Genomic DNA, 22,995 nt, shown 5'->3' on the forward strand with positions numbered 1-22,995 from the left:
AGGAGCGGCGCACATGAGCTCCGCCGGCGACGATGCCGAGGAGCGGCGCCGATGACCGCTCACCACCACCTTCACCCCGTAGCCCGCTCCGGGCCAGAAAGAGGAGCCAGATGACCCGCGGCCATGCAGAGCGCAGTGACGAGGCTGCCGGTGACCGTCCCAGCCAGCGCACGCTGGTGGTGATCCCCACCTACAACGAGCGGGAGAACCTGCCGCTGATCCTGGGCCGGGTCCGGCAGGCCAAGCCCGAGGCGCACGTGCTGGTGGTCGACGACGGCAGCCCGGACGGCACCGGGCAGCTCGCCGACGACCTGGCGGCGGCCGCCCCGGACCGGGTGCACGTGATGCACCGCACCGCCAAGGCCGGGTTGGGCGCGGCCTACCTGGCCGGGTTCGCCTGGGGACTGGCCCGCGAATACGCGGTGATCGTGGAGATGGACGCCGACGGCAGCCACGCCCCCGAGCAGCTGCACCGGCTGTTGGACGCCGTGGACGGCGGAGCGGATGTGGCGATCGGTTCCCGCTACGTGGACGGCGGGGCGGTGCGCAACTGGCCGTGGCGGCGGCTGGCGCTGTCCAAGACCGCCAACACCTATTCGCGGCTGCTACTGGGCGTCGGGATCCACGACATCACCGCCGGGTACCGCGCCTACCGGCGCGAGGTGCTGGAAAAGATCGACCTGGCCGCGGTGGAGTCGAAGGGGTACTGCTTCCAGATCGACCTGACCTGGCGGGCCATCAACAACGGCTTCGTCGTCGTCGAGGTGCCCATCACCTTCACCGAGCGGGAGCTCGGCGTGTCCAAGATGAGCGGCTCCAACATCCGCGAAGCGATGATCAAAGTCGCCCGGTGGGGGATCGCCGGGCGGCTGAACCGGACCCGCAGCGCGGTCGGCTAAGGCCGCGTTAGGCGCGGGTCAGCTACCCGCGGCGACGCGACTTGATCAGGTCCAACCGCTCCTTGAGCAGCTCTTCGAGCTCCTCGACCGAGCGGCGCTCCAGCAGCATGTCCCAGTGGGTGCGGGGCGGCTTGACCTTCTTGGGCTCCGGCAGCTCACCCTCGATCAGGGTGCCTTCCATCCCGTTGCGGCAAATCCAGGTGCCGGGGATCTCGGCGTCGTCGGCGAACGGGACGTCGAACTCTTCGCCGTTCTCGGTGCGGTACCGCGCGACTTGACGCGGCGCCAGGTCATGGTTGCGGTCGGTCTCGTAGCTCACGGCTCCGAGGCGACTGCCCCTCAGGACGCGATCAGCCATCGGCCCAACCTTTCCTAGATTCCGTTAAGCAAATTCTCTACGGGGCTAACAACGCAGCAACGTCGAACGGAGTTCCCGGGCTGCGACGCGACCCTCCATGATACCGGGACCGCCGGGTGGGCCCGACTAGAGTCACCAAGCGTGACCCGCCGCGGTAAACCACAACCCTGCCGCTGGTGCGGCCGTGAGGTGGCCGACACCGGGACCGGCCGCCGCCGCCAATACTGTCGGCAATCGTGTCGGCAGCGCGCCTACGAGCAGCGCGCCCAGATCAACGGCGTCCACGCGACGCTGCCCCCGGACGCGGTGGTGCTCACCGCCGAGGAAGCCGCCGCCCTGTCCGACCGGGTGTATCAGGTGCGCTGCGCGGCCGAAGACGTGGCCACGGCGCTGGACGAGGGGGCCGCGGCCAGCGAGCTGCGGCAGCTGTGCGACACGCTGATGCGGGCGGCGAAAGCCGCCGACGGCTGGCGCTAAGACCCTCAGCAGCCGAATTTCTTCCCGACGCCCGGCGGTGTGGGCGCCGGGTGCAGGCACCCGAACGGGGTGATGCCCGCCGCGGCGAACCGCGCCGCCGCGCGGTGCGCGTAGTTCACGCAGACCAGGCCGGCCGGGTCGGCCCGGCACCGGTAGTCGCCGAAGGCCAGCGACGCCCCGTAGGGCAGTTCGGGCCCGTCGCCGCGCAGGAAGGGCCCGGGGTCGGCGTGGGCGGACCCGACCTGCACGCTGGAGCCGTCGAAATCCACCCAATTGCCCTGCCACGCGCCGTAGACGTCCTGCGGGCGGGGCGGCGGATCGGTCAGATCGACCAGGCAGGCCAGGGCGCCGGCGTTGGTCATGCAGGTCGTGTGACCGGTCGCGTCCGCGGGCGTGGTGAAACCGACGTCGTCGCCGAGTTCGGTGGTGGCGCCGTCGCGGGTGGCGCTGTGGTAGCCGGTGGCGTCGACCCGACGGCCGGCCTCCACCCAGGCGATCACCGCGGCGACCGGCGCGCCGGCATCCGGGGGTGTGGACGGCACCGGCGCCGACGGCGCGGCGGTGGGGGTGCGCGAGGACGGCGCCGGCGCGCTGGGGTGCGGGGATTCCGGGTGGCCCACCGTCGCCCGGGAACACCCGGCAACCAGCAGCAACACAGCGACCAGCACAGCGTTTCGCATCCCGTCAGGCTAACCGCCGCCGGCGAATTGGTTGGGCTTGGCGTGGCCGGGCCGGGAAATTCGCTACCGTTCGGTCATGCACCAACACCCCGTCCGCGCGACCATCGCCACCGGCATCGTCGAAGGGTTCACCCGCGGCGGGGTGCACCGGTGGCGGTCCATCCCGTATGCGCGTCCGCCGGTGGGGGCGCTGCGGTTCCGGGCGCCGCAGCCCGCCGAGCCGTGGTCGGGGGTGCGGCACTGTCACGGGTTCACCAAATGCGCGCCGCAGCAGCGTCGCTACACCATGGTCAGCCCCGGCAAGTACCAGCCGATGGGGGAGGACTGCCTGACCCTCAACGTGGTGGCACCGCAGGCGGCGGGGCCCGATCCGCTGCCGGTGATGGTGTTCATTCACGGCGGCGGCTACATCCTGGGCAGTTCGGCCACCCCGCTGTACGATGGGGCCGCGCTGGCCCGCGGCGGCTGCGTGTATGTCTCGGTCAACTACCGGCTCGGCGCGCTGGGCTGTCTGGACCTGTCGTCGCTGTCCACCCCCGAGGTCAGCATCGACAGCAACCTGTACCTGCGCGATTTGGTGCTGGCGCTGCGCTGGGTGCGGGACAACATCGCGGCCTTCGGCGGCGACCCGGACAACGTCACCATCTTCGGCGAAAGCGCCGGCGCGCACGTGGTCGCCACCCTGCTGGCGGTGCCCGCCGCCGAAGGGCTGTTCTCCCAGGCGATTTCGGAAAGCCCCGCGGCGGGCATGGTGCGCACCCCGGAGATGGCCGCCGACTTCGCGGCCCGGTTCGCCGCGCTGCTCGGGGCGCGTCCCGCCGACGCCGCCCACGCGGTGATGGCGGCGTCGGCGGCCGATCTGGTGGCCGCCCAAGACCGGCTGGTCGACCAGGGTGTGCAGAACATGCTGGGGGCGTTCCCGATCGGCCCGGTGGCCGGCGACGAGGTATTGCCGGTGGATCCGGTGGAGGCGATGCGGCGCGGCAGCGCCCACCGAGTGCCGCTGATCGTGGGCACCAACGCCGAGGAGGGTCGGCTGTTCACCCGGTTTCTGCGGATGCTGCCGACCACCGAGCCGATGATCGAGGCGCTGTTCGCCGAGGCCGGTCCGGCTGCCCGGCAACGCATCACCGCCGCCTACCCGGACTATCCGGACCCGGCGGCCTGTGTGCAGCTCGGCGGCGATTTCGCGTTCGGCGCGGCGGCCTGGGAGATCGCCGAGGCCCACGGTGCCCACGCACCCACCTACCTGTACCGGTATGACTTCGCGCCGCGGCTGTTGCGGTGGTCGGGGCTGGGCGCCACCCACGCCACCGAGCTGTTGGCGGTGTTCGATACCTACCGGACCCGGTTCGGCGCCCTGCTGACCGTCGCCGCCGACCGTCGCGCCGCGCTGCGGGTCAGCGATCAAGTGCAGCGCCGCTGGCGGTCGTTTAGCCGCACCGGGGTGCCCGGCGACGACTGGCCGGCCTACACCGCGGCCGACCGCGCCGTGCTGGTGTTCGACCGCGAGTGCCGCGTCGAATACGACCCGCACCCCGAACGCCGGATCGCGTGGCAGGGCTTTTCGTTGGCCCGCTAGGTCTTTCCGCGGCGCCCTCCGCCCGCGAGCAGACACAAAAGCCCCCATTTCCGGTGCGGAAAAGGGGCTTTTGCGTCTGCTCGCGCCGCTATGTTGGTCGCGTGACCGACGACGGCATCATCGAACGGCCGACCGACCTGACCGCCGACTGGCTCACCGCGGTGCTGGCCGCCGGCACCGTCACCGGGTTTTCCGCCGAACGCATCGGCACCGGGCAGATGAGCGAGTGCTACCGCATTACCCCGACCTACGCCGCGGGCGGCGACGGTCCGCGTTCGGTGGTGCTCAAGGTCGCCGCCAGCGACCCGACCAGCCGGGCCACCGGCCTGGCGCTGGGCCTTTACGAGCGCGAGGTCCGGTTCTACACCGACATCGCGCCGCGGCTGGCGGGCCCAGTCGCGCCCTGCTATCACGCCGGCTTCGACCCGGTCGCCGGCATCTTCGATCTGCTGCTCGGTGACGCCGCGCCGGCCGTGGTTGGCAACGAGATCGGCGGCGCCACAGTCGATCAGGCGCTGCTGGCGGTCGAGGAGCTGGCCCGGCTGCAGGCGCCGCTGCTGGGCGACGCCGCGCTGGCCGACGCGGCGTGGCTCAACCGCGACACGCCGGTGAATCAGGCGCTGATCGCCCAGCTGTACGCCGGGTTCGCCGACCGGTACGGCGCGGCGCTGACCCCGCCGCAACGCATGGTGTGCGAACGGCTGGTCGGTGGTTTCGACGGTTACCTGGCGGCCGAGGCGGCCGCCGACCGCCCGCACGGGCTGATCCACGGCGACTACCGGCTGGACAATATGTTGTTCGGCGCGAACGGGTCGCACCGCCGCCTGACCGTGGTGGACTGGCAGACCGTCACCTGGGGTCCCGCGCTGACCGACCTGGCCTACTTCCTGGGCTGCGCGCTGCCGGTGGCGGACCGACGCACCCACTACGACGCCCTGCTGCGCGCGTATCACACCGCGCTGGGCCCGGATTGCCCGCTGAGCATTGACGACGTCCGCACCGGGGTGCGCCGCCAAAGCTTCTTCGGGGTGATGATGGCGATCGTGTCGTCCATGCTGGTGGAGCGCACCGAGCGCGGCGACCGGATGTTCATGACGATGCTGCAGCGGCACAGCCAGCACGTGCTCGACACCGACGCGCTGGCCGAGTTGCCCGCCGCGGTCGCCGTCGAACCGCTGCACCCGGCGGACACCGACGATGCGGCGCATCCGCCCGGCGACGAACCGCTGTGGAATGAAAGCTGGTACTTCGACTTCGTCGATCCTGGCCAGCGGATCGCCGGGTGGATCCGGGTGGGCCTGTACCCGAACGAGGGCACCGCCTGGGTCAACGCGCTGCTGTGCGGCCCGCAGCTGCCGACCATCGCTCTCAACGACTTCGCCGCGGCGCTGCCGGTGCGCCTCGACGCAATCGGCTGCGACACCTTCGATCTCACGCTCGATCCGGGCGCGCCGCTGCGCAGCTATCGGGTCGCGGCGCGCGGGGCCGGTGCGGCCTACGACGACCCGGCGGCGCTGCTGCGCGGCGAGACCGGGCGGCCCGTCGAGGTGGCGGTGGATCTGGTGTGGAGCACCGACGGCACGCCCTACCAGTACCGGCTCACGCCGCGCTACGAGATCCCGTGCACGGTCTCGGGCACCGTCACCGTCGACGGCACCGACTACCGGCTCCGCGACGCCGCCGGTCAGCGCGACCACTCCTGGGGTGTGCGCGACTGGTGGAGCATGGACTGGGTGTGGAGCGCGCTGCACCTCGACGACGGCACCCACCTGCACGGCGTGGACATTCGCATTCCCGGCGCCGGCCCGATCGGGGTCGGCTATGTGCAGAAGACGGGGGAGCGGCTCATCGAGCTGCAGACCGTCACCGCGCGGGAGACGTTCGCCGACAACGGGTTACCGATCACCACCGTCGTGGGCCTGCAGCCCGGGGAGATCACGGTGACCGCCGAGGTCGTCGCGCACGCGCCGGTGCGGCTGGTGGCCAGCGACGGGCGGATCAGCCAGTTCCCCCGGGCGTGGGTCAGCGTGTCCACCGCCGACGGCCGCTCCGGTGTCGGCTGGATGGAATGGAACCGTAACCGCGGCCGCTAAACCCATTGCGGGCGTTCGCGACTGTGCAGTTTCATACGCCCGGCAGGCGTCTCGCGGATGAAACCGCACAGTCGGCGCAATCAACCACCCCCGCGCTAGAACAGGAGGCGCATGGCCCGTTCGGCGGCGGCGTCGTCACCGACCCGGATGGCGTGGCCGACCCGCTCGTGCAACTCGATCACCTCCGGGCTGACGTGGTTGGTGGGCGCTTCGGCCAGCACCGCGTGCAGCGCCCGGAACATGCCGTTGCCGCTGGCCTCCAACACGGTGCGATGAAAGGCGTTGTGGGCCAGCCGGTACGAGTCGACGTCACCCGAGCGGGCGTGCACCACCATGTCCGAAACCGCGGCGGCCATGACGCGGCACTGCTCGGGATCGGCGCGCCGGGCCGCCAAGGCCGCCGCCGCGGGGGCGACACCCCGGCGCAGCTCGTGCAGCGACTCCAGTTGCACGGCCCGGTCGCCGTCATCGAGTCGCCAGCGAATCAGCCGGGGGTCAAAGACATTCCAGCTTGCAGCGGGCTGCACGGTGATCCCGATGCGGCGCCGTGCAGCGACCATCCCCATCGATTCCAGCACCCGGATCGCCTCACGGACCACGCTGCGCGACACGCCGTTGCCGGCGCTCAGCGCATCCAGGGTCAGCACCTGCCCGGCGGGGTATCGTCCGGACACGATCCCGGTGCCGATCGCGGTCAGGACGTTGCGGTGCAACTCACTCGACGAACCGTCCTGGACCACCGATAAATAATCCCATATACCCCGATAGGTTGTAATCATCTGATCATTGCGGCACGCTCGCTGATGTGTCGCCGATCGTGGTCATGGGGGTATCCGGGGCGGGCAAATCGTCGGTGGGGCGGTCGCTGGCCGGGCGGCTACGGGTGCCGTTCGCCGACGCCGACGACTTCCACCCCGACGCCAACATCACCAAGATGACCGCCGGTATCCCGTTGACCGACACCGACCGGTATCCGTGGCTTGAGCTGGTCGGGCAGTGGTTGTCGGCGCACACCGGCGGCGGGGTGATCGGCTGCTCGGCGCTCAAACGCAGCTACCGCGACCAGCTCCGCCGACACTGTCCGACCGTCGAGTTCTTGCATCTCAGCGGCCCCCCAGACGTCATCGGCCGGCGGCAGGCGTACCGGACCGGCCATTTCATGCCGTCCGCGCTGCTGCGCTCCCAGTTCGACACGCTGGAGCCGCTGGCGCCCGAGGAACGCGGCGTCACCGTCGACGTCGGTCAGGACATCGACACGATCGTCGCCGATTACCTGGCCCGGCGCCGGTGAGGCGGCTCAGCCCTTGACCACCTGGGTGCCGCCGGCCCACTCGTCGTGCTTGCCCTGCTTGGTGGGGCTGGCGCTAATCGTCGCCGCGATGACGATGTAGGCCACGAACGCGATCAGGCTCCCGACGTAGGGGATCACCGCCAGCAAGGTGAACGCGTTGCGGGTGGCCGACTGCTTGGCGTCGGGCTTGTCCGCCCCGCCCGGACCGCGAACCGTCAGGCCCAACAGCCGCTTGCCCAGGGTGGCGCCGTGGGTGACCTCCAGCAGCACGAAATAGCCGAACATCAGCACGCCGGAGAACAGGCCGGTGGCCAAAAACCAGTAATCCCGGTCCAGGGTGAACAGCGACAGCAGGAACGCCACGATGTTGACCAGGACACCGTCGATCACCCGCGCGGCGAAACGCAGCCCCAGGCCGCCGGGCGCCGCTCCCGACGCCGGCCCGTAACCGCCGGGCTGGGGGTAGTGGGGCACGTTGGGATTGAAATCACCGGGTCTCATCTGCGTTCGCTCCTGACGGCAGTGGTTGCTGTGCGCCAATGTACCTGCGCGCGGGGCGGCGCGCCGGTCTACGATGGCGGCCGTCGATGTATCAGATCGTGGTGGCCCTAACCGTCTTCGCGCACTTCGCGTTCATGAGCTATCTCGTGGTGGGCGGATTCCTCGCGCTGCGCTGGCGTCGCACGTTCTGGCTGCACGTGCCGACGGCGGTGTGGGGCTTCGCGATCAACACCGCCCATCTGGACTGCCCGCTGACCTGGCTGGAACGGTGGTCGCGCGCCAAGGCCGGGATGGCGCCGCTGCCGCCGGATGGCTTTGTCGCCCACTACATCACCGGGGTGCTGTACCCCACCGATTGGCTGGGCGCCGTGGAGGTGGTGGTGTTTAGCCTGGTGGCGGTGTCGTGGGGCTTATACGCCTGGCAGGGATTGCGGCGACGGTCAGCTCACCGACCGCGGTAACGCGTGCGCGAACTCGCTGCCCCGCTCACGCGCGAGTTCGGCGAGTTCGCCGCCGCGTTCGCGCGCGAGTTCGGCGAGTTCCCCACCCCGTTCGCGCGCGAGTTCGGCCAGTTCGCCGCCGCGGCGACGCGCCGCTTCCACCAGCGGCCCGCTTTTTTCGCCGGCCGCACTGATTAGCTCACGGCCGCGTTCGGCGCCGACCTGCAGCCCTTGGCCGAGCTTTTCCCCGAACTGGGAGTCCACCAGCGACGTGTCGGCCCCGCCGGCCGGCAACGCCGAGGTCACCGCCGCCGAAACCCGTCGCGCCGCCTGCCGACCGCGCCAGCCCAGCGACGGCTTCCCCGCGGTATCGGCCGCGGCGATCATCAGCCCACCGAGCAGGCTCACATCCGCCAGGAAGGCGCGCCGCTTCTCGGCTTTGCGTTCGGGATCGTCTTCATTCCAAAACATGTGCGCGCCAAGGTTGCCGGGGATCACCGTAAACGTCAGCGCCGCCGAGGCCAGCCGCGGCATCCGGCCGCTGGCCAGCAGCAGACCGCCGCCGATCTGCACGGCCGCGGTGATCATGGCGACCCCTTGGGCGTCGTCGGGAATCTTGCCGGCGACCGGGGACGGCAGCCGCCGCAACCCCTGCACCGTCGGTTGCGCGGCGTCGGCGGCGGCACGCGGTGCGCGTAACGCCTCGAGCCCTTGGCCGATGAATACCGTTGACAACAGCGGACGAGCGATTCTGCGCAGCAACATAACCGCGGGGTTCCCGCGGCGGGCCGCGGCCAAACCACCCGCCCGCTCAGATCAGCAGCAGCCGCGCCGCGCTTTCCAATCGGTTGGCGATCTGCTGGTACGACGAGTACCCCATGCCGGCCCGGACCAGCGCACCGGCATACAGCAATTCGAGCGTTTCGACGATCTCGGGCTCGTTGCGCGCGCCCAGCGCGGTGGCCAGCCGGCCCCGGATCTCCTGCCCGATGCGCAGCCGCAGATGTTCGACGTCGGGATCCTTGCCGAGCAGTGCGCTGGTCACCGCCCCAGCCAGCTCCGGCTCGTCGACGACCAGCAGCGCGATATGCCGCAGCACCGCGACGACGCGGGTGACGGGATCGGGGGAGTCACTCGGCGGTGTCGGGGTAGAGGCCAGCCGGCGCCAGAACACCTCCGCGACGAGGTGTTCCTTGGACGAAAAGTAGGTGTAGGCCGTCGCGGCCCCCACCCCGGCCTCGGCGGCCACCATCCGGATGGTCAGGCCCGAGAAGCCCTCGCGGCTCAGAATCGCGACGGCAGCCTTGCCGAGGCGTTCCACCGTGTCGGCCTGCTTGGCCGTCAACCGGCGCCGCGTCGCCTCCCGAGCTACCGGTTCGGACACATGTCCGGACGCTACTACAACGATTTCGTCCGAGCAAGCATGCGCGCTGGCCACCGACGGTGGGCAGACGCTAGGTTGCCAGCATGCCGACTACCGACAGCGCACTGGCTGCGCAAACTGCCCGATTGTTCGCCCTGGCCGATCGGGTGACCGGTTTCATGCCCGCCGACGAGGGCCAGGTGCTGCACGATACGGCGGCGCGGTACTTCGACGGCGGGGTCGGCGTGGAGATCGGCACCTACTGCGGCAAGTCCACCGTGCTGCTGGGTGCGGCCGCACTGGCCGGTGACGGCGTGCTGTACACCATCGACCACCACCACGGCTCCGAGGAACATCAGCCCGGGTGGGAGTACCACGACACCTCGCTGGTCGACGCGGTCAGCGGCCGGTTCGACACGCTGCCCACGTTTCGGCGCACCCTCGATGAGGCCGGGCTCGAGGACCACGTGGTCGCCGTCGTCGGCAGATCCGCGGTGGTGGCCCGAGGGTGGCGCACCCCGCTGCAGCTGCTGTTCATCGACGGCGGGCACAGTGAGGCCGCCGCGCAGGCGGACTTCGACGGCTGGGCGAAGTGGGTCGCCCTGGGCTCGGCGTTGATCATCCACGACGTGTTTCCCAACCCCGCCGACGGCGGCCAGGCGCCGTATCAGATCTACTGCCGGGCAATGCAAAGCGGTCAGTTCAGCGAGGTCACCGCCCTCGGGTCGCTGCGGGTGCTGGAGCGGGTGTCCGGGGTCGTCGGCGAGCCGATCTAGCGACGGGTCTGGGTGGCGCACTCGCAGTCGTAGTCGCCCTCCAGGCCGCGGGGCAGGTCGACGCCGCGGAACAGGCCGCTGGCGCCGGTGGCGTTCGCCAGCGCGTCGGCGGCCAGGATCACCGCGGCCCCGGTCCAGGTGGTGCGCTCCACCGGCCAGCGTTTGCCGTCGGCGAAAACCAGCCCGGTCCAATAGGATCCGTCGTGTTCGCGCAGATGCTGCATCGCCGCGAACTGTTGCTGCGCGGCGTCGCGCCGGCCCATCGCGTCCAGCGCCAGCACCAGCTCGCAGGTTTCGGCGCCGGTGACCCACGGCCGGTCGTCGACGCAGCGGATGCCCAGGCCGTCGACCACGAAGTCGTCCCAGCGCGCGGCCAGCCGGTCGCTGGCGGCCTGGCCGCGCAACGCCCCGCCCAGCATCGGGTAGTACCAGTCCATGGAGTGGTGCGGCTTCTCGGTGAACGCCGACGGATGCGCGACGATCGCGTGCCCCAACCGTCCCAGCGCCAGCTCCCACTCCGGCTGCGGCGTGTCCAGATAGTTCGCCAACGCCAGCGCGCACCGGATGCTGTGGTAGATGCTGGCGCAGCCGGTCAGCAGCGCTTCCGGCACCGGCCCGGAGGTCGCTCGTGCCCAACAGATTTCGCCGCCGGCCAGCTGCAGCTCGAGCACGAACTCGATCGCCGCGAACACCGTCGGCCACATGCTGGTGGCAAACCCGCGGTCGCCGGTGACCAGCACGTGATGCCACACCCCGGTGGCGATGTAGGCGCAGAAGTTGCTGTCGCTGTTGGCGTCTTCGACAACACCGGCACGGGTCTGCAACGGCCAGGAACCGTCGGGCCGCTGTTCGTGCCGGCTCCACTCGAACGCCGCCCGGGCCGGCTCCCACAGCCCGGCCGCGGTCAACGCCATCGCGCATTCCACGTGATCCCACGGGTCGGTGTGCCCGGTCGCCGACCACGGGATCGCACCCGACGACTCCTGCACCGCCGCAATCGACTGCGCGGTCTGCCGGCACTGCTGCGCGCTGAGCACCCCGGGCACGGCGGGCGGCGGTGCCGGGTCAGACCAGCGCAACGCGATCCGCCGGTTTCTCGAAGTACAGCGCGACGCTCTTGCCGATCAGCGGGTTGAGCACCGACTCGGCCGCGCGGGTGGCCCACGGCCGCGACATCATGTCCCACACCAGCAGCTTGTGGTAGGCCGACACCGCGGGATGGTTCGGCTTGGACACGCCCACAAAGCATTTCAGCCACCAGAACGGTGCGTGCAGCGCATGGGCGTGGTGTTGGTGGGTGAACCGCAGCCCCCGTGCGGTGATCTTGGCCTGCAGCGCGCTGGCCTGGTAGATCCGCACGTGGCCGCCCTCGTTGCTGTGATACTCCTCGGACAGCAGCCAGCACACCCGCTCGGGCAGCCAGCGGGGCACCGTGACCGCCAACGTGCCACCGACTTTGAGTACCCGGACCAGCTCGGCGATGGCGGCGTCATCCTCGGGGACGTGTTCTAAGATTTCCGAGGCGATGACGCAGTCGAAGCTGCCGTCCGGGTAGGGCAGCGCCAGCGCGTCGCCGACGACGGCCTGCGCGGTGGCGGTCGCCGGGGCCTCACCGGCCTCGGCCATCGCCTCGAACATGGTGGCGACATCGCTGATGTCGTCGGCGTTTTGGTCGAAGGCAACGATGTCGGCGCCGCGGCGATACGCCGCGAAACTGTGCCGGCCGGCGCCGCAGCCGACGTCGATCACGGTGCTACCCGGGCCCACCCCGAGCCGGTCGAAGTCGACGGTCAGCACGTCGCCGCCCGCGAGCCGCGGCGCTCGATCGCCCGTTCATACACCTGCACGGTTTGCGCGGCCACCGATTCCCAGCTGAACACGTCGAGCGCGCGGCGGCGCCCGGCCGCGCCCAGGCTGCGCAGCCGGCCGGGGGAGTCCAACAGTTGGCCTAGCACCCGGCGCAGCTCGTCGACGTCGCCGGGGGTGACGAGTTCGGCGCAGCCGCTGTTGACGCCGAGAACTTCGGGCAGCGCCCCGGCGCGGCTGGCCACGATCGGGGTGCCGCTGGCCATCGCCTCCACCGCCGGCAGCGAGAAGCCCTCGTACAGCGAGGGAATGCAGGCGATTTCGGCGGACGCAAACAGGCTCGCCAGCTCCGCGTCGGACAGGCCCGCGGAGATGTGCACGATATCGGAGATGCCGAGTTCGGCGATGAGCTTCTCGGTCGGCCCGTTGGGTTCCAACTTGGCGACCAGTTGCAGTTCGACGTCGCGTTCGACGCGCAGCTTCGCCACCGCCGCCAGCAGGTGGGCAATGCCTTTGAGCGGCACGTCGGCGCTGGCGATGGCGAAGATGCGGCCCCGGACCCGCGGCTGCGGGGACGGCTTGAACAAGTCGGTGTCGACGCCCAGCGGAACCACCCGCAGTTGTTCGGGGCGCACGCCGAAGTCGGCCGCGATATCGCTGGCCGAGGTGCTCGACACGGTCAACAGGTCGGGGATGTCGCGTGCGACCCGCTTTTGCATCTCGGAAAAGCCGTACCAGCGATGCACCAACGGTTTGCGCCACCACCGGGCCGCGGCGAGGTCGAGCACCCGGTCCCGGGTGATGGGGTGATGAACGGTGGCCACCACCGGCAGCCCGCCGGCCGCGATCTTGCGCAGCCCGGTGCCCAAACACTGGTTGTCGTGGACGACGTCGAACTCGTCGCGGCGGGCGGCCAGCAGCCGCGCCGCCCGCAGGCTGAAGGTGCGCGGCTCCGGGAACCCCGCCGTCCACATCGTCGCCAGCTCGAGCAGGTCGATCCGGTCCCGGATCTCGCTGGGGTGCGGCACCCGAAACGGGTCCGGTTCGCGGTAGAGGTCCAGGCTCGGCACCGGGCGCAGCACCACCCGGGGATCCAGCTCCTCGGGGTAGGGCTGACCGGAGAACACCTCCACGTGATGGCCCAGTTCGGCCAGCCCGCGGCTCAGGTAGCGCACGTAGACGCCCTGCCCACCGCAGTGCGGCTTGCTGCGGTAGGACAGCAAAGCGATCCGCATGGGCTAGGCCCGTCCTGTGCCAGCGCTCGCCCCCGGCAGGGCGGCAGAAGTGGCAGTAACCGTGGCGAGCTTCCTGGACATGTGTCCGGACTATAATTTGACAAGCTAGCTGATGCAACGCGGTCGCCGACCACCAGCTGCGACGCCCACCCTTTCCGGCGTCGGGGATACGGTGGGCGTATGCGGGCGTTGATCATCGTCGACGTACAAAACGACTTCTGCGAGGGCGGCGCCGTGCCGGTCAGCGGTGGCGCGGCGGTCGCCCGGGCGATCACCGGCTACCTGACCACCGCCCGCGGCTACCACCAGGTGGTCGCGACCCAGGACTACCACATCGATCCCGGAGACCATTTCTCCGATCAGCCCGACTATCAATCGTCGTGGCCGCCGCACTGCCGGGCCGGCAGTCCCGGCGCCCGCTTCCACCCCGAGCTGGACACCGCCGCCATCGACGAGGTCTTCCGCAAGGGCGCCTACAGCGCCGGCTACAGCGGGTTCGACGGCACCGACGGCACCGACACCGCGCTGGCCGACTGGCTGCGTCACCACCAGGTCGACCAGGTCGACGTGGCCGGGATCGCCACCGACTTCTGCGTCTGCGCGACCGCCGAGGACGCCGTTCGGGCCGGCTTCGCCACCCGGGTGTTACTGGATCTGACCGCCGGCGTGGCCGCCGACTCGACCGCCGTGGCCCTCGAGGAGATGCGGGCCGCCGGCGTCGACCTGGTGCGGGCCGGCTGATGGCCCCCGAGCATCCGGACCTGCTGGCGGTCGTCGAGCGGTCACCGCAGGCCGCCGCGGCCCACGATCGCGACGGCTGGGTCGGGTTGTTCACCGGCGACGGCCGGGTCGAGGATCCGGTCGGGTCCCGGCCGCACATCGGCCACGCCCAGATCGGCCGGTTCTTCGACACGTTCATCGGGCCGCGCGACATCACCTTCCACCGCGACCTGGACATCGTGCACGGATCCGTCGTGGTGCGCGACCTAGAACTCGAGGTCGCGATGGGGGCGGCGGTGACCATGCGCATCCCCGCGTTCCTGCGCTACGACCTGCGCGCGGACGACGGCGAATGGAAATTGGCGGCGCTGCGGGCGTACTGGGAGCTGCCGGCGATGATGGGGCAGTTTCTGCGCCACGGGGTGCGCGCGGCGTCGCCCGCCGTCCAGCTGGGGGCCGGGCTGCTGCGCAACCAGCGGTTGGCCGGCGCCGCGGGATTCGCGACCGGATTCCGCCGGGTGGGTGCCCGGCACAAGCGGCTGCTGGGCGGGTTTTTGACCGCGGTCGGGCATGGCGACCGGTTCACCGCGCGGCAGGCGCTGGTTGCGAAGGACGCGATCACGTTCGGCGACAACGAACCGGCGCGCCTCGCCGACCTCATCGAGCACCTGGACGGGGCCAGCTGGACGAAGATGATCGGCGCCGGGCCCACCGCGGCGGTCTCGATCGACGCCGACCGGGGGCGCGGGGTGCTGTTCGCCGACCTCACCCGCCGCGGGGATGCCATCACCCGGATCCGGTACTTCGCCCGCTGAGGGCGGGTCGGCAATAAGCTCAACCCCGTGCCAAGTTTTCGAATCGCCGAAGTCGCGGAGCTGCTGGGCGTCAGCGATGACACCGTGCGGCGCTGGATCGAGTCCAGTCGGCTGTCGGTGCTGCCCGGCAGCGGGCCGCGCCTCGTCGATGGGGCCGAGCTGGCGCGGTTCGCGCAGGAACGCGCCGTCTCCGAGCCGCTCACCCGCAGCCCGGTGGTCGGCCAGTCGGCCCGCAACCGGATGGTCGGGCTGGTCACCAACGTGCTGCGCGACACGGTGATGGCACAGGTCGACATCCAGGCCGGGCCGTTTCGGCTGGTGTCGCTGCTGAGCCGGGAGGCCGCCGACGAACTGCAGCTCGAGCCGGGCAGCCTGGTGGTCGCCTCGGTCAAGGCCACCAACGTCGTCGTGGAGTTGCCCGGGCGCTCGACCACCGCGGGCCGCGCCGAACCGCCGCCCGCTTTTGGGTGAGCAGCCCGGCCGCTCAGCCGACGGCTACCGCCAGCGACGCGGCCGCCAGCAGCAGGTAGCCGCCGGGAAACGCGATGTTGGACAGCACGCCGGCCCGCAGGTGCGTGACGACGGCCCCGACGAAGAAGGCGACCAGGCCGGCCGCGGCGGCGACACCGATGACCGGCACGCCGAGCAGCCCGACGACCAACCCGATGCCGCCGGCCAGCTTCAACGTCCCCAGCATCGGCAGCCAGGATCGCGGCACTCCCACCCGCGCCGAGTTGGCCAGCACGAACTTGGCCGGAACCAGATCGGCGGCCCCGACGGCCGCCGTGGCGATCGCCGTGATCAGCGTGATGACGACAGATAGGCTCATGGTGTTGGGTCTCCTTGGCTTGGTGAATGGGCTCACCTGTGTGACGGCTCCGGTGCGGGAAAGGTGACCCATGAGCACCCTGGACGATTTGGCCCGCCGCTTTGACGGCGACCGACCCCACCTGCGGTCGGTGGCCTTTCACCTGCTGGGTTCGGCCGCCGACGCCGAGGACGCGGTCCAATCGGCCTGGCTCAAGGCCAGCCGCGCGGACGCGCAGGCCGTGCAGAACCTGACCGGCTGGTTCACCACCATCACCGCGCGGGTGGCGGTCGACCAGTTGCGGGCCCGCCAGCGGCGGGCCGAGCAACCGCTGACCGACCTGGAGCGCCACCCGGGGATGGCAGCGCCGGCCGCCGACGAGGACCTGTTGCGGGCCGACGCGGTCAGTCGCGCGCTGCTGGTGGTGCTGGATCGGCTGTCGCCGGCGCAGCGGGTGGCGTTCGTGCTGCACGACGTGTTCGGGCTGCCGTTCGAGGCGATCGCCGAGGTGCTGGACCGCTCCACCGACAGCGCGAAGAAGCTCGCCAGCCGCGCCCGCGCGCAGCTGCGGGCCGGCCCGGCCGTCGCGCCGCCGCGCACCGCCGAGCATGCTCGCATCGTGGCGGCGTTCCTGGCGGCCTCGCGCGGCGGCGATATCCCCACGCTGCTGCAGCTTTTGGCCCCCGACGTGGTGCGCCGGGTCGACCGCGTGCTGGTGCCCGACGATGTCGCCACCGAGGTGCGCGGCGCCACCGAGGTCGCCGAGGAGACCCGCCGGTTCACCGGGCGCGCCCGCGCCGGTGTGGTGGTGCTGATCGACGGCGCACCCGGCGTCGCCATCGCGCCCGGCGGACACCTGCGGGCCTTGCTGCGCATCGGCATCGGCGACGACGACCGCATCCACCGCATCGACATCATCGGCGATCCCGACCGGCTGCGCACCGCCGCGCTGGCGCTGCCGGATTGGCCGGTTTGAGCTCGATTGAGCCGGCCCGCTCGGCCCGCTCGCCGAACGTGCACTCACGACGGGATTTTCGCGATTTTTCCGCCCTGAATGCACGTTCGGCGCGCACGGCTACCGCAACGCGAGGACGGTCATCACCACCAACACCACCGTCAGCAGAATGAGGTAGGCGATGGCGTGCACGCGATCGGGGATGCTGCCGATGACGCGCGGGGCGAGTGCGATGGTCGGCAGCGAGCCGCCCAGCAGCGCTGTGGCGGCGGTGAGGTCGACGTGGCCGAGCTGACCCGGCTGCGGTACCGCTGGGCCAGTGACCGCGTAGACGATGGTTGCGACGGCCGCGACGGGCACGCTGAGCGGGTTGGCCAAGGCGGTGGCGTCCGCCATCGGCAGCCCCTTGCGGCGCAGCAACGGCACCGTCATGACACTGCCACCGACACCCAGAAAACTCGCGACCGCGCCGACCCCGATCCCGCCCACGGTGGCGGTGGTCCTGCTCAGCGGCTTGGGGACGGCGTTGTGACCCGTTGCGCCGCTGAGGAATCCGCTGCGGGTGACGCTATCCGCAATCGTGCCGGCAAGATAGACGACGAACAGGACAGTCAACACGGTGTTCGACACCCAATCCGCGGCGATCGCCCCGAGCGCCGCGCCCACGGCGATGAAGGCGATCATCGGCCACAAGTACTGCGGTTGCAGGCGGCCAGCTCGATGTTGGGCGAGGGTTGCCCACGACGCCGTCACCAGCATTACCGCGGTCGAGGTTGCCACCGCGGTGTGCATCGCGTCGCCGCCGCCGTAGGCGGCAACCACCACGGCCACCACCGGGACGGTCACGAAGCCGCCGCCGAAACCGAACAACACCGTGGTCAGGCCGGTTAGGCAGCCGACGCCGAGCAAAACCGCACACAGGATCAGCACCCAGCCGACGCTAGGGCGCACGCCCGATGGCGCACAATCGCTACTCCGCCATATTCATCTGAGTTTGCGCCAGCGCCTCGGTAGGGTGGGTGGGTGCGGAACGTGCCGGTCGAGCTGGTCGACGGCATTGACCGCGCCGTGCTGGCGATCGGGACCGACTATCCGCCGCAGCACCTGCTGCCGCTTCATCGGCACCGTCGCGCACAACTGCTCTACGGCGCCACCGGGATCATGCAGGTGGGGACCGCCGCGGGGACGTGGACGGTTCCGACGCACCGCGCCGTCCTGATACCGCCCGACACCGACCATCAGGTGCAGATGGATCACGTCAGCACCCGAAGCCTCTACATCGAGCCCGCTGCCGCGCCCTGGTTTCCCACCCGCTGCCAGGTGGTGGACGTTTCCGCGCTGCTGCGCGAACTGCTGCTCGCTGCGGTGCAACTGCCGGCCGAATACGACCGGCACGGGCGCGATGCCGCGCTCATCGAGCTCATCCTTCACGAGCTTCGCACCGCCGCGCCGCTGCCGTTTGATCTTCCGCTGCCCGCCCGCTCGGATCTGCGTAGCTTGTGCGACGTCTTCCTCACGGCGCCGAGCATCCGCGCGGCGCCGAACGACTGGGCTGCGCGGCTACGGGTCAGTGCCCGCACCTTCAACAGGTTGTTTCGAGCGCAGACCGGCCTCGCCTTCGGGGAGTGGCGGCAGCGGGCGTGTGCCGTGCATGCCATGCGACTGCTGTCCGCCGGCCGACCGGTCACGCAGGTCGCGGCAGACCTGGATTACGGGAGCCCGGCGGCGTTCTCGGCCATGTTCGCCCGGCAGGTCGGAACACCGCCTCGCGCGTTCCAACCGCGGTGAGAACACCGCGACAACCCGGCGCGACAACCCGGTTCGCCCGCCCGTGGTCTGCTTTGATGGGTCACGGGAACTGATGGGAGCTGAAGGGGGATATCCGTGCCGGATCCGGAGACGGCCGAGCTGCAACCGGCACCGCCCGCGGTGACCGCTCGCGAGGTGTGAGGCGGACATCATGGCCGACCAGCCGTTCGGGCGGCGCACCTGGTTGCGCGGCGCCGGCGTGCTGGGTGCGGCGGCGCTGGCACCCTGGCCGAGTGGATGCGCGCCCGACAACGACGCGCTGACCTTCTTCTTCGCGGCCAACCCGGAAGAAGCCGACGCCCGGATGCGGATCATCGATGCGTTTCACCGCCGGTATCCCGAGATCCCCGTGCGCACCGTGCTGTCCGGCGGCAACCCGATGCAGCAGATGTCGACGTTCTGCGCGGGCGGCAAGTGCCCCGATGTGCTGATGGCGTGGGAGTTTTCCTACGCCGGGTTGGCCGACCGCGGGGTGCTGCTGGACTTGGGCACCCTGCTGGCCCGGGATCGGGGGTTCGCCGACGAACTGCGGGCCGACAGCATCGGGTCGCTGTATGAGACCTTCAGTTACGCCGGCGGCCAGTACGCGTTCCCCGAACAGTGGTCAGGCAACTTCTTGTTCTACAACAAGAAGTTGTTCGCCGAGGCCGGGGTGACGGCGCCGTCGCGCTGGGAGCGGCCGTGGAGTTTCGCCGAATTCCTGGACGCCGCCACCGCTTTGACCAAACGCGACGCGGCCGGCAAGGTCACCCAGTGGGGGTTCGTGGACACCTGGGTGCCGTCGTATTCGGCCGGACTGTTCGGCATGAACAACGGGGTGCCGTGGTCCACCCCGCGGGTGAACCCGCGCCACCTCAATTTCGACGATGACGCGTTCCTCGACGGGATCCAGTTCTACGCCGACCTGGCGAACAAGCACAGGGTGGCGCCCACCGCGTCCGACGCCCAGTCCATTTCGACGATGAACCTGTTCTCGCTGGGCAAGGCGGCCATGGCGTTGGGCGGGCATTGGCGCTACCAGACGTTCGCCCGGGCCGACGGCCTCGACTTCGACATCACCGTGCTGCCGACCGGGCCAAGGGCACCGGAGGGCCGGGGCGCCCGCACCGATATCGGCACCACCGGGCTCGCGATCGCGGCGAGCAGCCCCCGCAAGGAGCAGGCCTGGGAGTTCGTCAAGTTCGCCACCGGCCCGGTCGGGCAGGCCCTGATCGGTCAAACCGGGCTGTTCGTCCCGGTGTTGACCTCGGCCATCGGTTCGCCCGGGTTCACCGAGGCCCACCGTCGGATCGACAACCTCGGCGTGCTGACCGGCGGACCCGCCAACTCGGAGGGCCTGCCCATCACACCGGTCTGGGAGAAGGTCAACGCGCTGATGGACCGCGCGTTCGGGCCAGTGCTGCGCGGGCGGCGGCCCGCCGCCTCGTTGCAGACCCGGTTGGCGCCGCAAGTCGATGAGGTGTTGAGGAAGCCATGACGTCCCACGAGGGAACCTCCCGCGGCGGACCGCTGCGACGACGGGCGCGCGCGGGGCGGATCTTCGTCGCCCCGAACCTGGCCGCGATCGCGGTGTTCATGCTGTTCCCGCTGGGGTTCTCGCTGTACATGAGCGTTCAGAGCTGGGATCTGTTCACCCCGCCGAAGTTCGTGGGGGCGAGGAACTTCCGCGACCTGTTCACCGCTGACCCGTTGTTCCTCATCGCGATCCGCAACACCGTGGTGTTCAGCGTGGGCACCGTGGTGCCGACCGTGGCCATCAGCCTGGCGGTGGCCGGGGCGCTGAACCGGGCCGTCAAGGGAATCGGCGTCTTTCGAACGATCGTCTTCTTGCCGCTGGCGGTGTCGTCGGTGGTGATGGCGGTGGTGTGGCAGTTCGTGTTCAACACCGACAACGGGCTGCTCAACATCATGCTGGGTTGGATCGGGATCGATCCGGTGCCCTGGCTGGTCGACCCGAACTGGGCCATGGTGTCGTTGTGTTTGGTCAGTGTGTGGAAGAGCGTGCCGTTTGCCGCCGTGGTGTTGCTGGCCGCCATGCAAGGCGTCCCGGACACCCTCTATGAGGCGGCCCGCATCGACGGGGCCGGCGGACTGCGACGCTTCTTCTTCATCACGGTCCCGATGATTCGCGGCGCGCTGTCGTTCGTGGTGGTGATCTCGGTGATCAACGCGTTTCAGGCGTTCGACCTGGTGTACGTGCTCACCGCCAGCAACGGCGGCCCGGAAACCGGCACCTACGTACTGGGCATCATGCTGTTCCAACATGCGTTCGCGTTCCTGGACTTCGGGTACGCGTCCGCGCTGGCCTGGGTCATGTTCGCGATCCTGCTGACGCTGACCGTGCTGCAGCTGCGCCTGGCCCGGCGAAACGCGGTGGAGGACTAGATGCCCAAGCCGCTCACCGCACAACGGATCAGACTCGGCATCGTGCGCACCGTCGGCTGGTACACGGTGCTGATCGGAATCGCTTGGTGCGCGCTGTTTCCGATCCTGTGGGCGTTGTCGGGGTCGCTCAAGCAGCAGGCCGAGGTGACCGAACCGATCCTGTTTCCGGCGCATCCGCAGTGGTCCAACTATGTGGACGTGTTCACCCGCATGCCGTTTCTGCGCATGTTCGTCAATACCGTGCTGTACGCCGGTTGCGTCACCGCCGGGCAGGTCTTCTTCTGCTCGCTGGCCGGGTATGCCTTCGCGCGGCTGCCGTTCAAGGGCCGCGACACCTTGTTTGTGCTGTATCTGGGCACCCTGATGGTGCCGTTGACGGTGACGGTGATCCCGCAGTTCATCCTGATGCGGGTCTTCGGCTGGACCGACACCGTGTGGGCGATGATCGTCCCCGGGTTGTTCGGCAGCGCCTTCGGCACCTACCTGATGCGGCAGTTCTTTCGCACCCTGCCCATCGACCTGGAGGAGGCCGCCATCCTCGACGGCTGCTCGTCCTGGCAGGTGTACTGGCGGATCCTGCTGCCGCATGCGAAGCCGGCGGTGCTGGTGCTGGCCGTGCTCACCTGGGTTAACGTCTGGAACGATTTTCTGTGGCCGCTGTTGATGATTCAACGCAAGAGCATTGCCACGCTTACCCTGGGCCTGGTGTGGATGCAGGGCCAATACGTCGCGGAGTGGCCGGTGCTGATGGCGGCCTCGATGCTCATCCTGGTGCCGCTGGTCCTCGTGTACGCCATCGCCCAACGGGCGTTCATCAGCGGGATCGCGATGACCGGGTTCGGTGGCCGGTAATGGCGTCGGTGACCTTCGAGCAGGCCACCCGCCGCTACCCGGGCAGTGACCGGCCGGCGCTGGATCGGCTGGATCTGCGCGTCGACGACGGCGAATTCGTCGTGCTGGTCGGCCCATCCGGGTGCGGCAAGACGACGTCGCTGCGGATGGTGGCCGGGCTGGAAGCCGTCGACACCGGACGGATCTGGATCGGTGACCGCGACGTCACCGATATCGACCCCAAGGACCGCGACATCGCCATGGTGTTTCAGAACTACGCGCTCTACCCGCATATGACGGTGGCCCAGAACATGGGGTTCGCGTTGAAGGTCGCCAAGACCCCGAAGGCCGAGATCCGCGAACGGGTGTTGGACGCGGCGCGGCTGCTGGATCTGCAGCCGTACCTGGATCGCAAACCCAAAGACCTGTCCGGCGGGCAGCGGCAGCGGGTGGCGATGGGCCGCGCGATCGTAAGGCGCCCGCAGGTGTTCCTGATGGACGAGCCGCTGTCGAACCTGGACGCCAAGTTGCGGGTGCAGACCCGCAACCAGATCGCGGGTCTGCAGCGCCGATTGGGCACCACCACCGTCTACGTCACCCACGACCAGGTGGAGGCGATGACGATGGGGGACCGGGTGGCCGTGCTGCGCGACGGGGTGCTGCAGCAGTGCGCACCGCCGCGGGAGCTCTACCGCAACCCCGCCAACATGTTCGTGGCCGGGTTCATCGGGTCACCGGCGATGAACCTGTTCACCCTCCCGGTCAGCGGCGGCGCGGTGACGCTGGGCGACTGGGTGATTCCGGTGGCCCGCGAGATCGCCGATGCGGCCGCCGAGGTCGTGGTCGGGATCCGCCCCGAACACTTCGTGGTGGGCGCCGTCGGCGTCGAGGTCGAGATCGACCTGGTGGAAGAGCTTGGCGCCGACGCCTACCTGTACGGCCGCGTGCTCGCCGCGGAAAGCGCGGACGGGCCCGCCGTCGTCGCCCGGGTGGACGGGCGCAATCCGGCCCGCCGCGGCAGCAGGCTCCGCCTGCACCCGGAGCCGGACCACCTGCATTTCTTCAGCCCCGACGGGCAACGGCTGCACTGAGCGCCAGCGGCATCCGGAGGCCCGCGGCCTTTCCATTTAGTAGAGCGATCGATATAATCGATGGGCACCGAGAGCCGCGT

General features: G+C 70.1%; 26 protein-coding genes and 1 pseudogene. 16 read left to right on the top strand and 11 right to left on the bottom strand.

Translation table 11 applies throughout. From position 1 onward, the window contains the following. Window positions 1-89 precede the first annotated feature (89 nt). A pseudogene (locus BKN37_RS04090) lies at window positions 90-899 on the top strand (polyprenol monophosphomannose synthase); the annotation flags it as partial. A 22-nt stretch (window positions 900-921) separates the two neighbouring features. Here BKN37_RS04090 and BKN37_RS04095 read toward each other — a convergent pair. Further along, window positions 922-1,257, bottom strand: coding sequence for an RNA polymerase-binding protein RbpA (locus BKN37_RS04095; protein WP_071021938.1), 336 nt, complete (start codon window positions 1,255-1,257; stop codon window positions 922-924). Window positions 1,258-1,398: 141 nt separating this feature from the next. Between BKN37_RS04095 and BKN37_RS29505 the strand changes: the two genes are divergently transcribed. Beyond that, window positions 1,399-1,734 carry a hypothetical protein gene (locus BKN37_RS29505; protein ID WP_071021941.1) on the top strand — a complete coding sequence of 112 codons (336 nt, stop codon included), beginning with the start codon at window positions 1,399-1,401 and terminating at the stop codon, window positions 1,732-1,734. Window positions 1,735-1,739: 5 nt separating this feature from the next. Here BKN37_RS29505 and BKN37_RS04105 read toward each other — a convergent pair whose 3' ends face one another. Further along, a complete protein-coding gene (locus tag BKN37_RS04105) occupies window positions 1,740-2,414 on the bottom strand; it encodes a RodZ family helix-turn-helix domain-containing protein (protein ID WP_071021944.1) in 675 nt (224 codons plus the stop codon). A gap of 76 nt (window positions 2,415-2,490) precedes the next feature. Between BKN37_RS04105 and BKN37_RS04110 the strand changes: the two genes are divergently transcribed. Together BKN37_RS04110 and BKN37_RS04115 are read left to right on the top strand one after the other, a co-directional pair. Further along, the gene (locus tag BKN37_RS04110) at window positions 2,491-3,996 is read left to right on the top strand and encodes a carboxylesterase/lipase family protein (RefSeq protein WP_071021947.1); all 1,506 of its coding nucleotides are present in this window, start codon (window positions 2,491-2,493) and stop codon (window positions 3,994-3,996) included. Window positions 3,997-4,097: 101 nt separating this feature from the next. Continuing rightward, window positions 4,098-6,089 carry a DUF7064 domain-containing protein gene (locus tag BKN37_RS04115; protein WP_071021950.1) on the top strand — a complete coding sequence of 664 codons (1,992 nt, stop codon included), beginning with the start codon at window positions 4,098-4,100 and terminating at the stop codon, window positions 6,087-6,089. Window positions 6,090-6,184: 95 nt separating this feature from the next. Here BKN37_RS04115 and BKN37_RS04120 read toward each other — a convergent pair whose 3' ends face one another. Further along, complete coding sequence (locus BKN37_RS04120; RefSeq protein ID WP_071021952.1) at window positions 6,185-6,829, bottom strand: FadR/GntR family transcriptional regulator; 645 nt, start codon at window positions 6,827-6,829, stop codon at window positions 6,185-6,187. Between the two features lie 83 nt (window positions 6,830-6,912). Here BKN37_RS04120 and BKN37_RS04125 point away from each other — a divergent pair, with 83 nt between their 5' ends. Then, window positions 6,913-7,380, top strand: a complete 468-nt coding sequence (locus BKN37_RS04125; protein WP_071022054.1) for a gluconokinase — start codon at window positions 6,913-6,915, stop codon at window positions 7,378-7,380. A 6-nt stretch (window positions 7,381-7,386) separates the two neighbouring features. Here the strand turns inward: BKN37_RS04125 and BKN37_RS04130 are convergent, their stop codons facing one another. Continuing rightward, window positions 7,387-7,881: an RDD family protein gene (locus BKN37_RS04130; protein WP_071021955.1), complete on the bottom strand. Its 495-nt coding sequence runs from the start codon at window positions 7,879-7,881 to the stop codon at window positions 7,387-7,389. A gap of 86 nt (window positions 7,882-7,967) precedes the next feature. On the opposite strand from BKN37_RS04130, the gene BKN37_RS04135 reads away from it, so the two are divergent. Continuing rightward, complete coding sequence (locus tag BKN37_RS04135; protein ID WP_071021958.1) at window positions 7,968-8,342, top strand: DUF2784 domain-containing protein; 375 nt, start codon at window positions 7,968-7,970, stop codon at window positions 8,340-8,342. Here the strand turns inward: BKN37_RS04135 and BKN37_RS04140 are convergent. Next, the gene (locus BKN37_RS04140) at window positions 8,322-9,086 is read right to left on the bottom strand and encodes a DoxX family protein (RefSeq protein WP_071021961.1); all 765 of its coding nucleotides are present in this window, start codon (window positions 9,084-9,086) and stop codon (window positions 8,322-8,324) included. The two genes, BKN37_RS04135 and BKN37_RS04140, sit on opposite strands and share 21 nt — an antisense overlap. A gap of 46 nt (window positions 9,087-9,132) precedes the next feature. Then, entirely contained in the window at window positions 9,133-9,705 is a 573-nt protein-coding gene (locus BKN37_RS04145; RefSeq protein WP_071021965.1) for a TetR family transcriptional regulator, read from the bottom strand. An 83-nt stretch (window positions 9,706-9,788) separates the two neighbouring features. Between BKN37_RS04145 and BKN37_RS04150 the strand changes: the two genes are divergently transcribed. Further along, the gene (locus BKN37_RS04150) at window positions 9,789-10,460 is read left to right on the top strand and encodes a class I SAM-dependent methyltransferase (protein WP_071021968.1); all 672 of its coding nucleotides are present in this window, start codon (window positions 9,789-9,791) and stop codon (window positions 10,458-10,460) included. On the opposite strand, the gene BKN37_RS04155 is transcribed toward BKN37_RS04150, so the two are convergent. Genes BKN37_RS04155 through BKN37_RS04165 form a run of 3 tightly spaced genes read right to left on the bottom strand, consistent with a single transcriptional unit; the run spans window position 10,457 to window position 13,501 of the window. Next, entirely contained in the window at window positions 10,457-11,539 is a 1,083-nt protein-coding gene (locus BKN37_RS04155; protein WP_071021972.1) for an MMP endo-(1,4)-3-O-methyl-alpha-D-mannosidase, read from the bottom strand. The genes BKN37_RS04150 and BKN37_RS04155 overlap by 4 nt on opposite strands. Next, window positions 11,526-12,257 (bottom strand): class I SAM-dependent methyltransferase, encoded by a 732-nt coding sequence (locus BKN37_RS04160; protein ID WP_071021975.1) that lies wholly within the window; start codon window positions 12,255-12,257, stop codon window positions 11,526-11,528. Before BKN37_RS04160 ends, BKN37_RS04155 begins: the two co-directional genes overlap by 14 nt. Beyond that, a complete protein-coding gene (locus BKN37_RS04165) occupies window positions 12,251-13,501 on the bottom strand; it encodes an MMP alpha-(1->4)-mannosyltransferase (protein WP_071021979.1) in 1,251 nt (416 codons plus the stop codon). The genes BKN37_RS04160 and BKN37_RS04165 overlap by 7 nt, the downstream gene beginning before the upstream one ends. Before the next feature lie 180 nt (window positions 13,502-13,681). Here BKN37_RS04165 and BKN37_RS04170 point away from each other — a divergent pair, with 180 nt between their 5' ends. The 3 genes from BKN37_RS04170 to BKN37_RS04180 are packed head-to-tail and all read left to right on the top strand — an operon-like array spanning window position 13,682 to window position 15,507. Beyond that, window positions 13,682-14,242: a nicotinamidase gene (locus tag BKN37_RS04170; protein WP_071021983.1), complete on the top strand. Its 561-nt coding sequence runs from the start codon at window positions 13,682-13,684 to the stop codon at window positions 14,240-14,242. Continuing rightward, window positions 14,242-15,036 (top strand): ketosteroid isomerase family protein, encoded by a 795-nt coding sequence (locus BKN37_RS04175; RefSeq protein WP_071021986.1) that lies wholly within the window; start codon window positions 14,242-14,244, stop codon window positions 15,034-15,036. The genes BKN37_RS04170 and BKN37_RS04175 overlap by 1 nt, the downstream gene beginning before the upstream one ends. A gap of 27 nt (window positions 15,037-15,063) precedes the next feature. After that, window positions 15,064-15,507 (top strand): TOBE domain-containing protein, encoded by a 444-nt coding sequence (locus BKN37_RS04180; protein WP_071021989.1) that lies wholly within the window; start codon window positions 15,064-15,066, stop codon window positions 15,505-15,507. A 13-nt stretch (window positions 15,508-15,520) separates the two neighbouring features. On the opposite strand, the gene BKN37_RS04185 is transcribed toward BKN37_RS04180, so the two are convergent. Then, window positions 15,521-15,865: a DoxX family protein gene (locus tag BKN37_RS04185; RefSeq protein ID WP_071021992.1), complete on the bottom strand. Its 345-nt coding sequence runs from the start codon at window positions 15,863-15,865 to the stop codon at window positions 15,521-15,523. A 70-nt stretch (window positions 15,866-15,935) separates the two neighbouring features. On the opposite strand from BKN37_RS04185, the gene BKN37_RS04190 reads away from it, so the two are divergent. After that, complete coding sequence (locus tag BKN37_RS04190) at window positions 15,936-16,820, top strand: sigma-70 family RNA polymerase sigma factor (RefSeq protein ID WP_071021997.1); 885 nt, start codon at window positions 15,936-15,938, stop codon at window positions 16,818-16,820. 99 nt (window positions 16,821-16,919) lie between these two features. On the opposite strand, the gene BKN37_RS04195 is transcribed toward BKN37_RS04190, so the two are convergent. Continuing rightward, window positions 16,920-17,729: a sulfite exporter TauE/SafE family protein gene (locus BKN37_RS04195; protein ID WP_071022000.1), complete on the bottom strand. Its 810-nt coding sequence runs from the start codon at window positions 17,727-17,729 to the stop codon at window positions 16,920-16,922. A gap of 93 nt (window positions 17,730-17,822) precedes the next feature. Between BKN37_RS04195 and BKN37_RS04200 the strand changes: the two genes are divergently transcribed. The 5 genes from BKN37_RS04200 to BKN37_RS04220 all read left to right on the top strand — a co-directional run bounded on the left by BKN37_RS04200 (window position 17,823) and on the right by BKN37_RS04220 (window position 22,915). Beyond that, a complete protein-coding gene (locus BKN37_RS04200; RefSeq protein ID WP_071022003.1) occupies window positions 17,823-18,587 on the top strand; it encodes an AraC family transcriptional regulator in 765 nt (254 codons plus the stop codon). A 172-nt stretch (window positions 18,588-18,759) separates the two neighbouring features. Then, a complete protein-coding gene (locus tag BKN37_RS04205) occupies window positions 18,760-20,085 on the top strand; it encodes an ABC transporter substrate-binding protein (RefSeq protein ID WP_071022006.1) in 1,326 nt (441 codons plus the stop codon). After that, on the top strand, window positions 20,082-20,993 hold the full coding sequence (locus BKN37_RS04210) for a carbohydrate ABC transporter permease (protein WP_071022010.1): 912 nt from the start codon (window positions 20,082-20,084) through the stop codon (window positions 20,991-20,993). The genes BKN37_RS04205 and BKN37_RS04210 overlap by 4 nt, the downstream gene beginning before the upstream one ends. Next, window positions 20,994-21,845, top strand: a complete 852-nt coding sequence (locus BKN37_RS04215) for a carbohydrate ABC transporter permease (RefSeq protein ID WP_071022014.1) — start codon at window positions 20,994-20,996, stop codon at window positions 21,843-21,845. Next, window positions 21,845-22,915, top strand: a complete 1,071-nt coding sequence (locus tag BKN37_RS04220; protein WP_071022017.1) for an ABC transporter ATP-binding protein — start codon at window positions 21,845-21,847, stop codon at window positions 22,913-22,915. The genes BKN37_RS04215 and BKN37_RS04220 overlap by 1 nt, the downstream gene beginning before the upstream one ends. The last annotated feature ends 80 nt before the right edge of the window (window positions 22,916-22,995 follow it).

Source organism: Mycobacterium talmoniae (assembly GCF_001854525.1).
In the GTDB taxonomy this organism is placed as follows: Bacteria; Actinomycetota; Actinomycetes; order Mycobacteriales; family Mycobacteriaceae; genus Mycobacterium; species Mycobacterium talmoniae.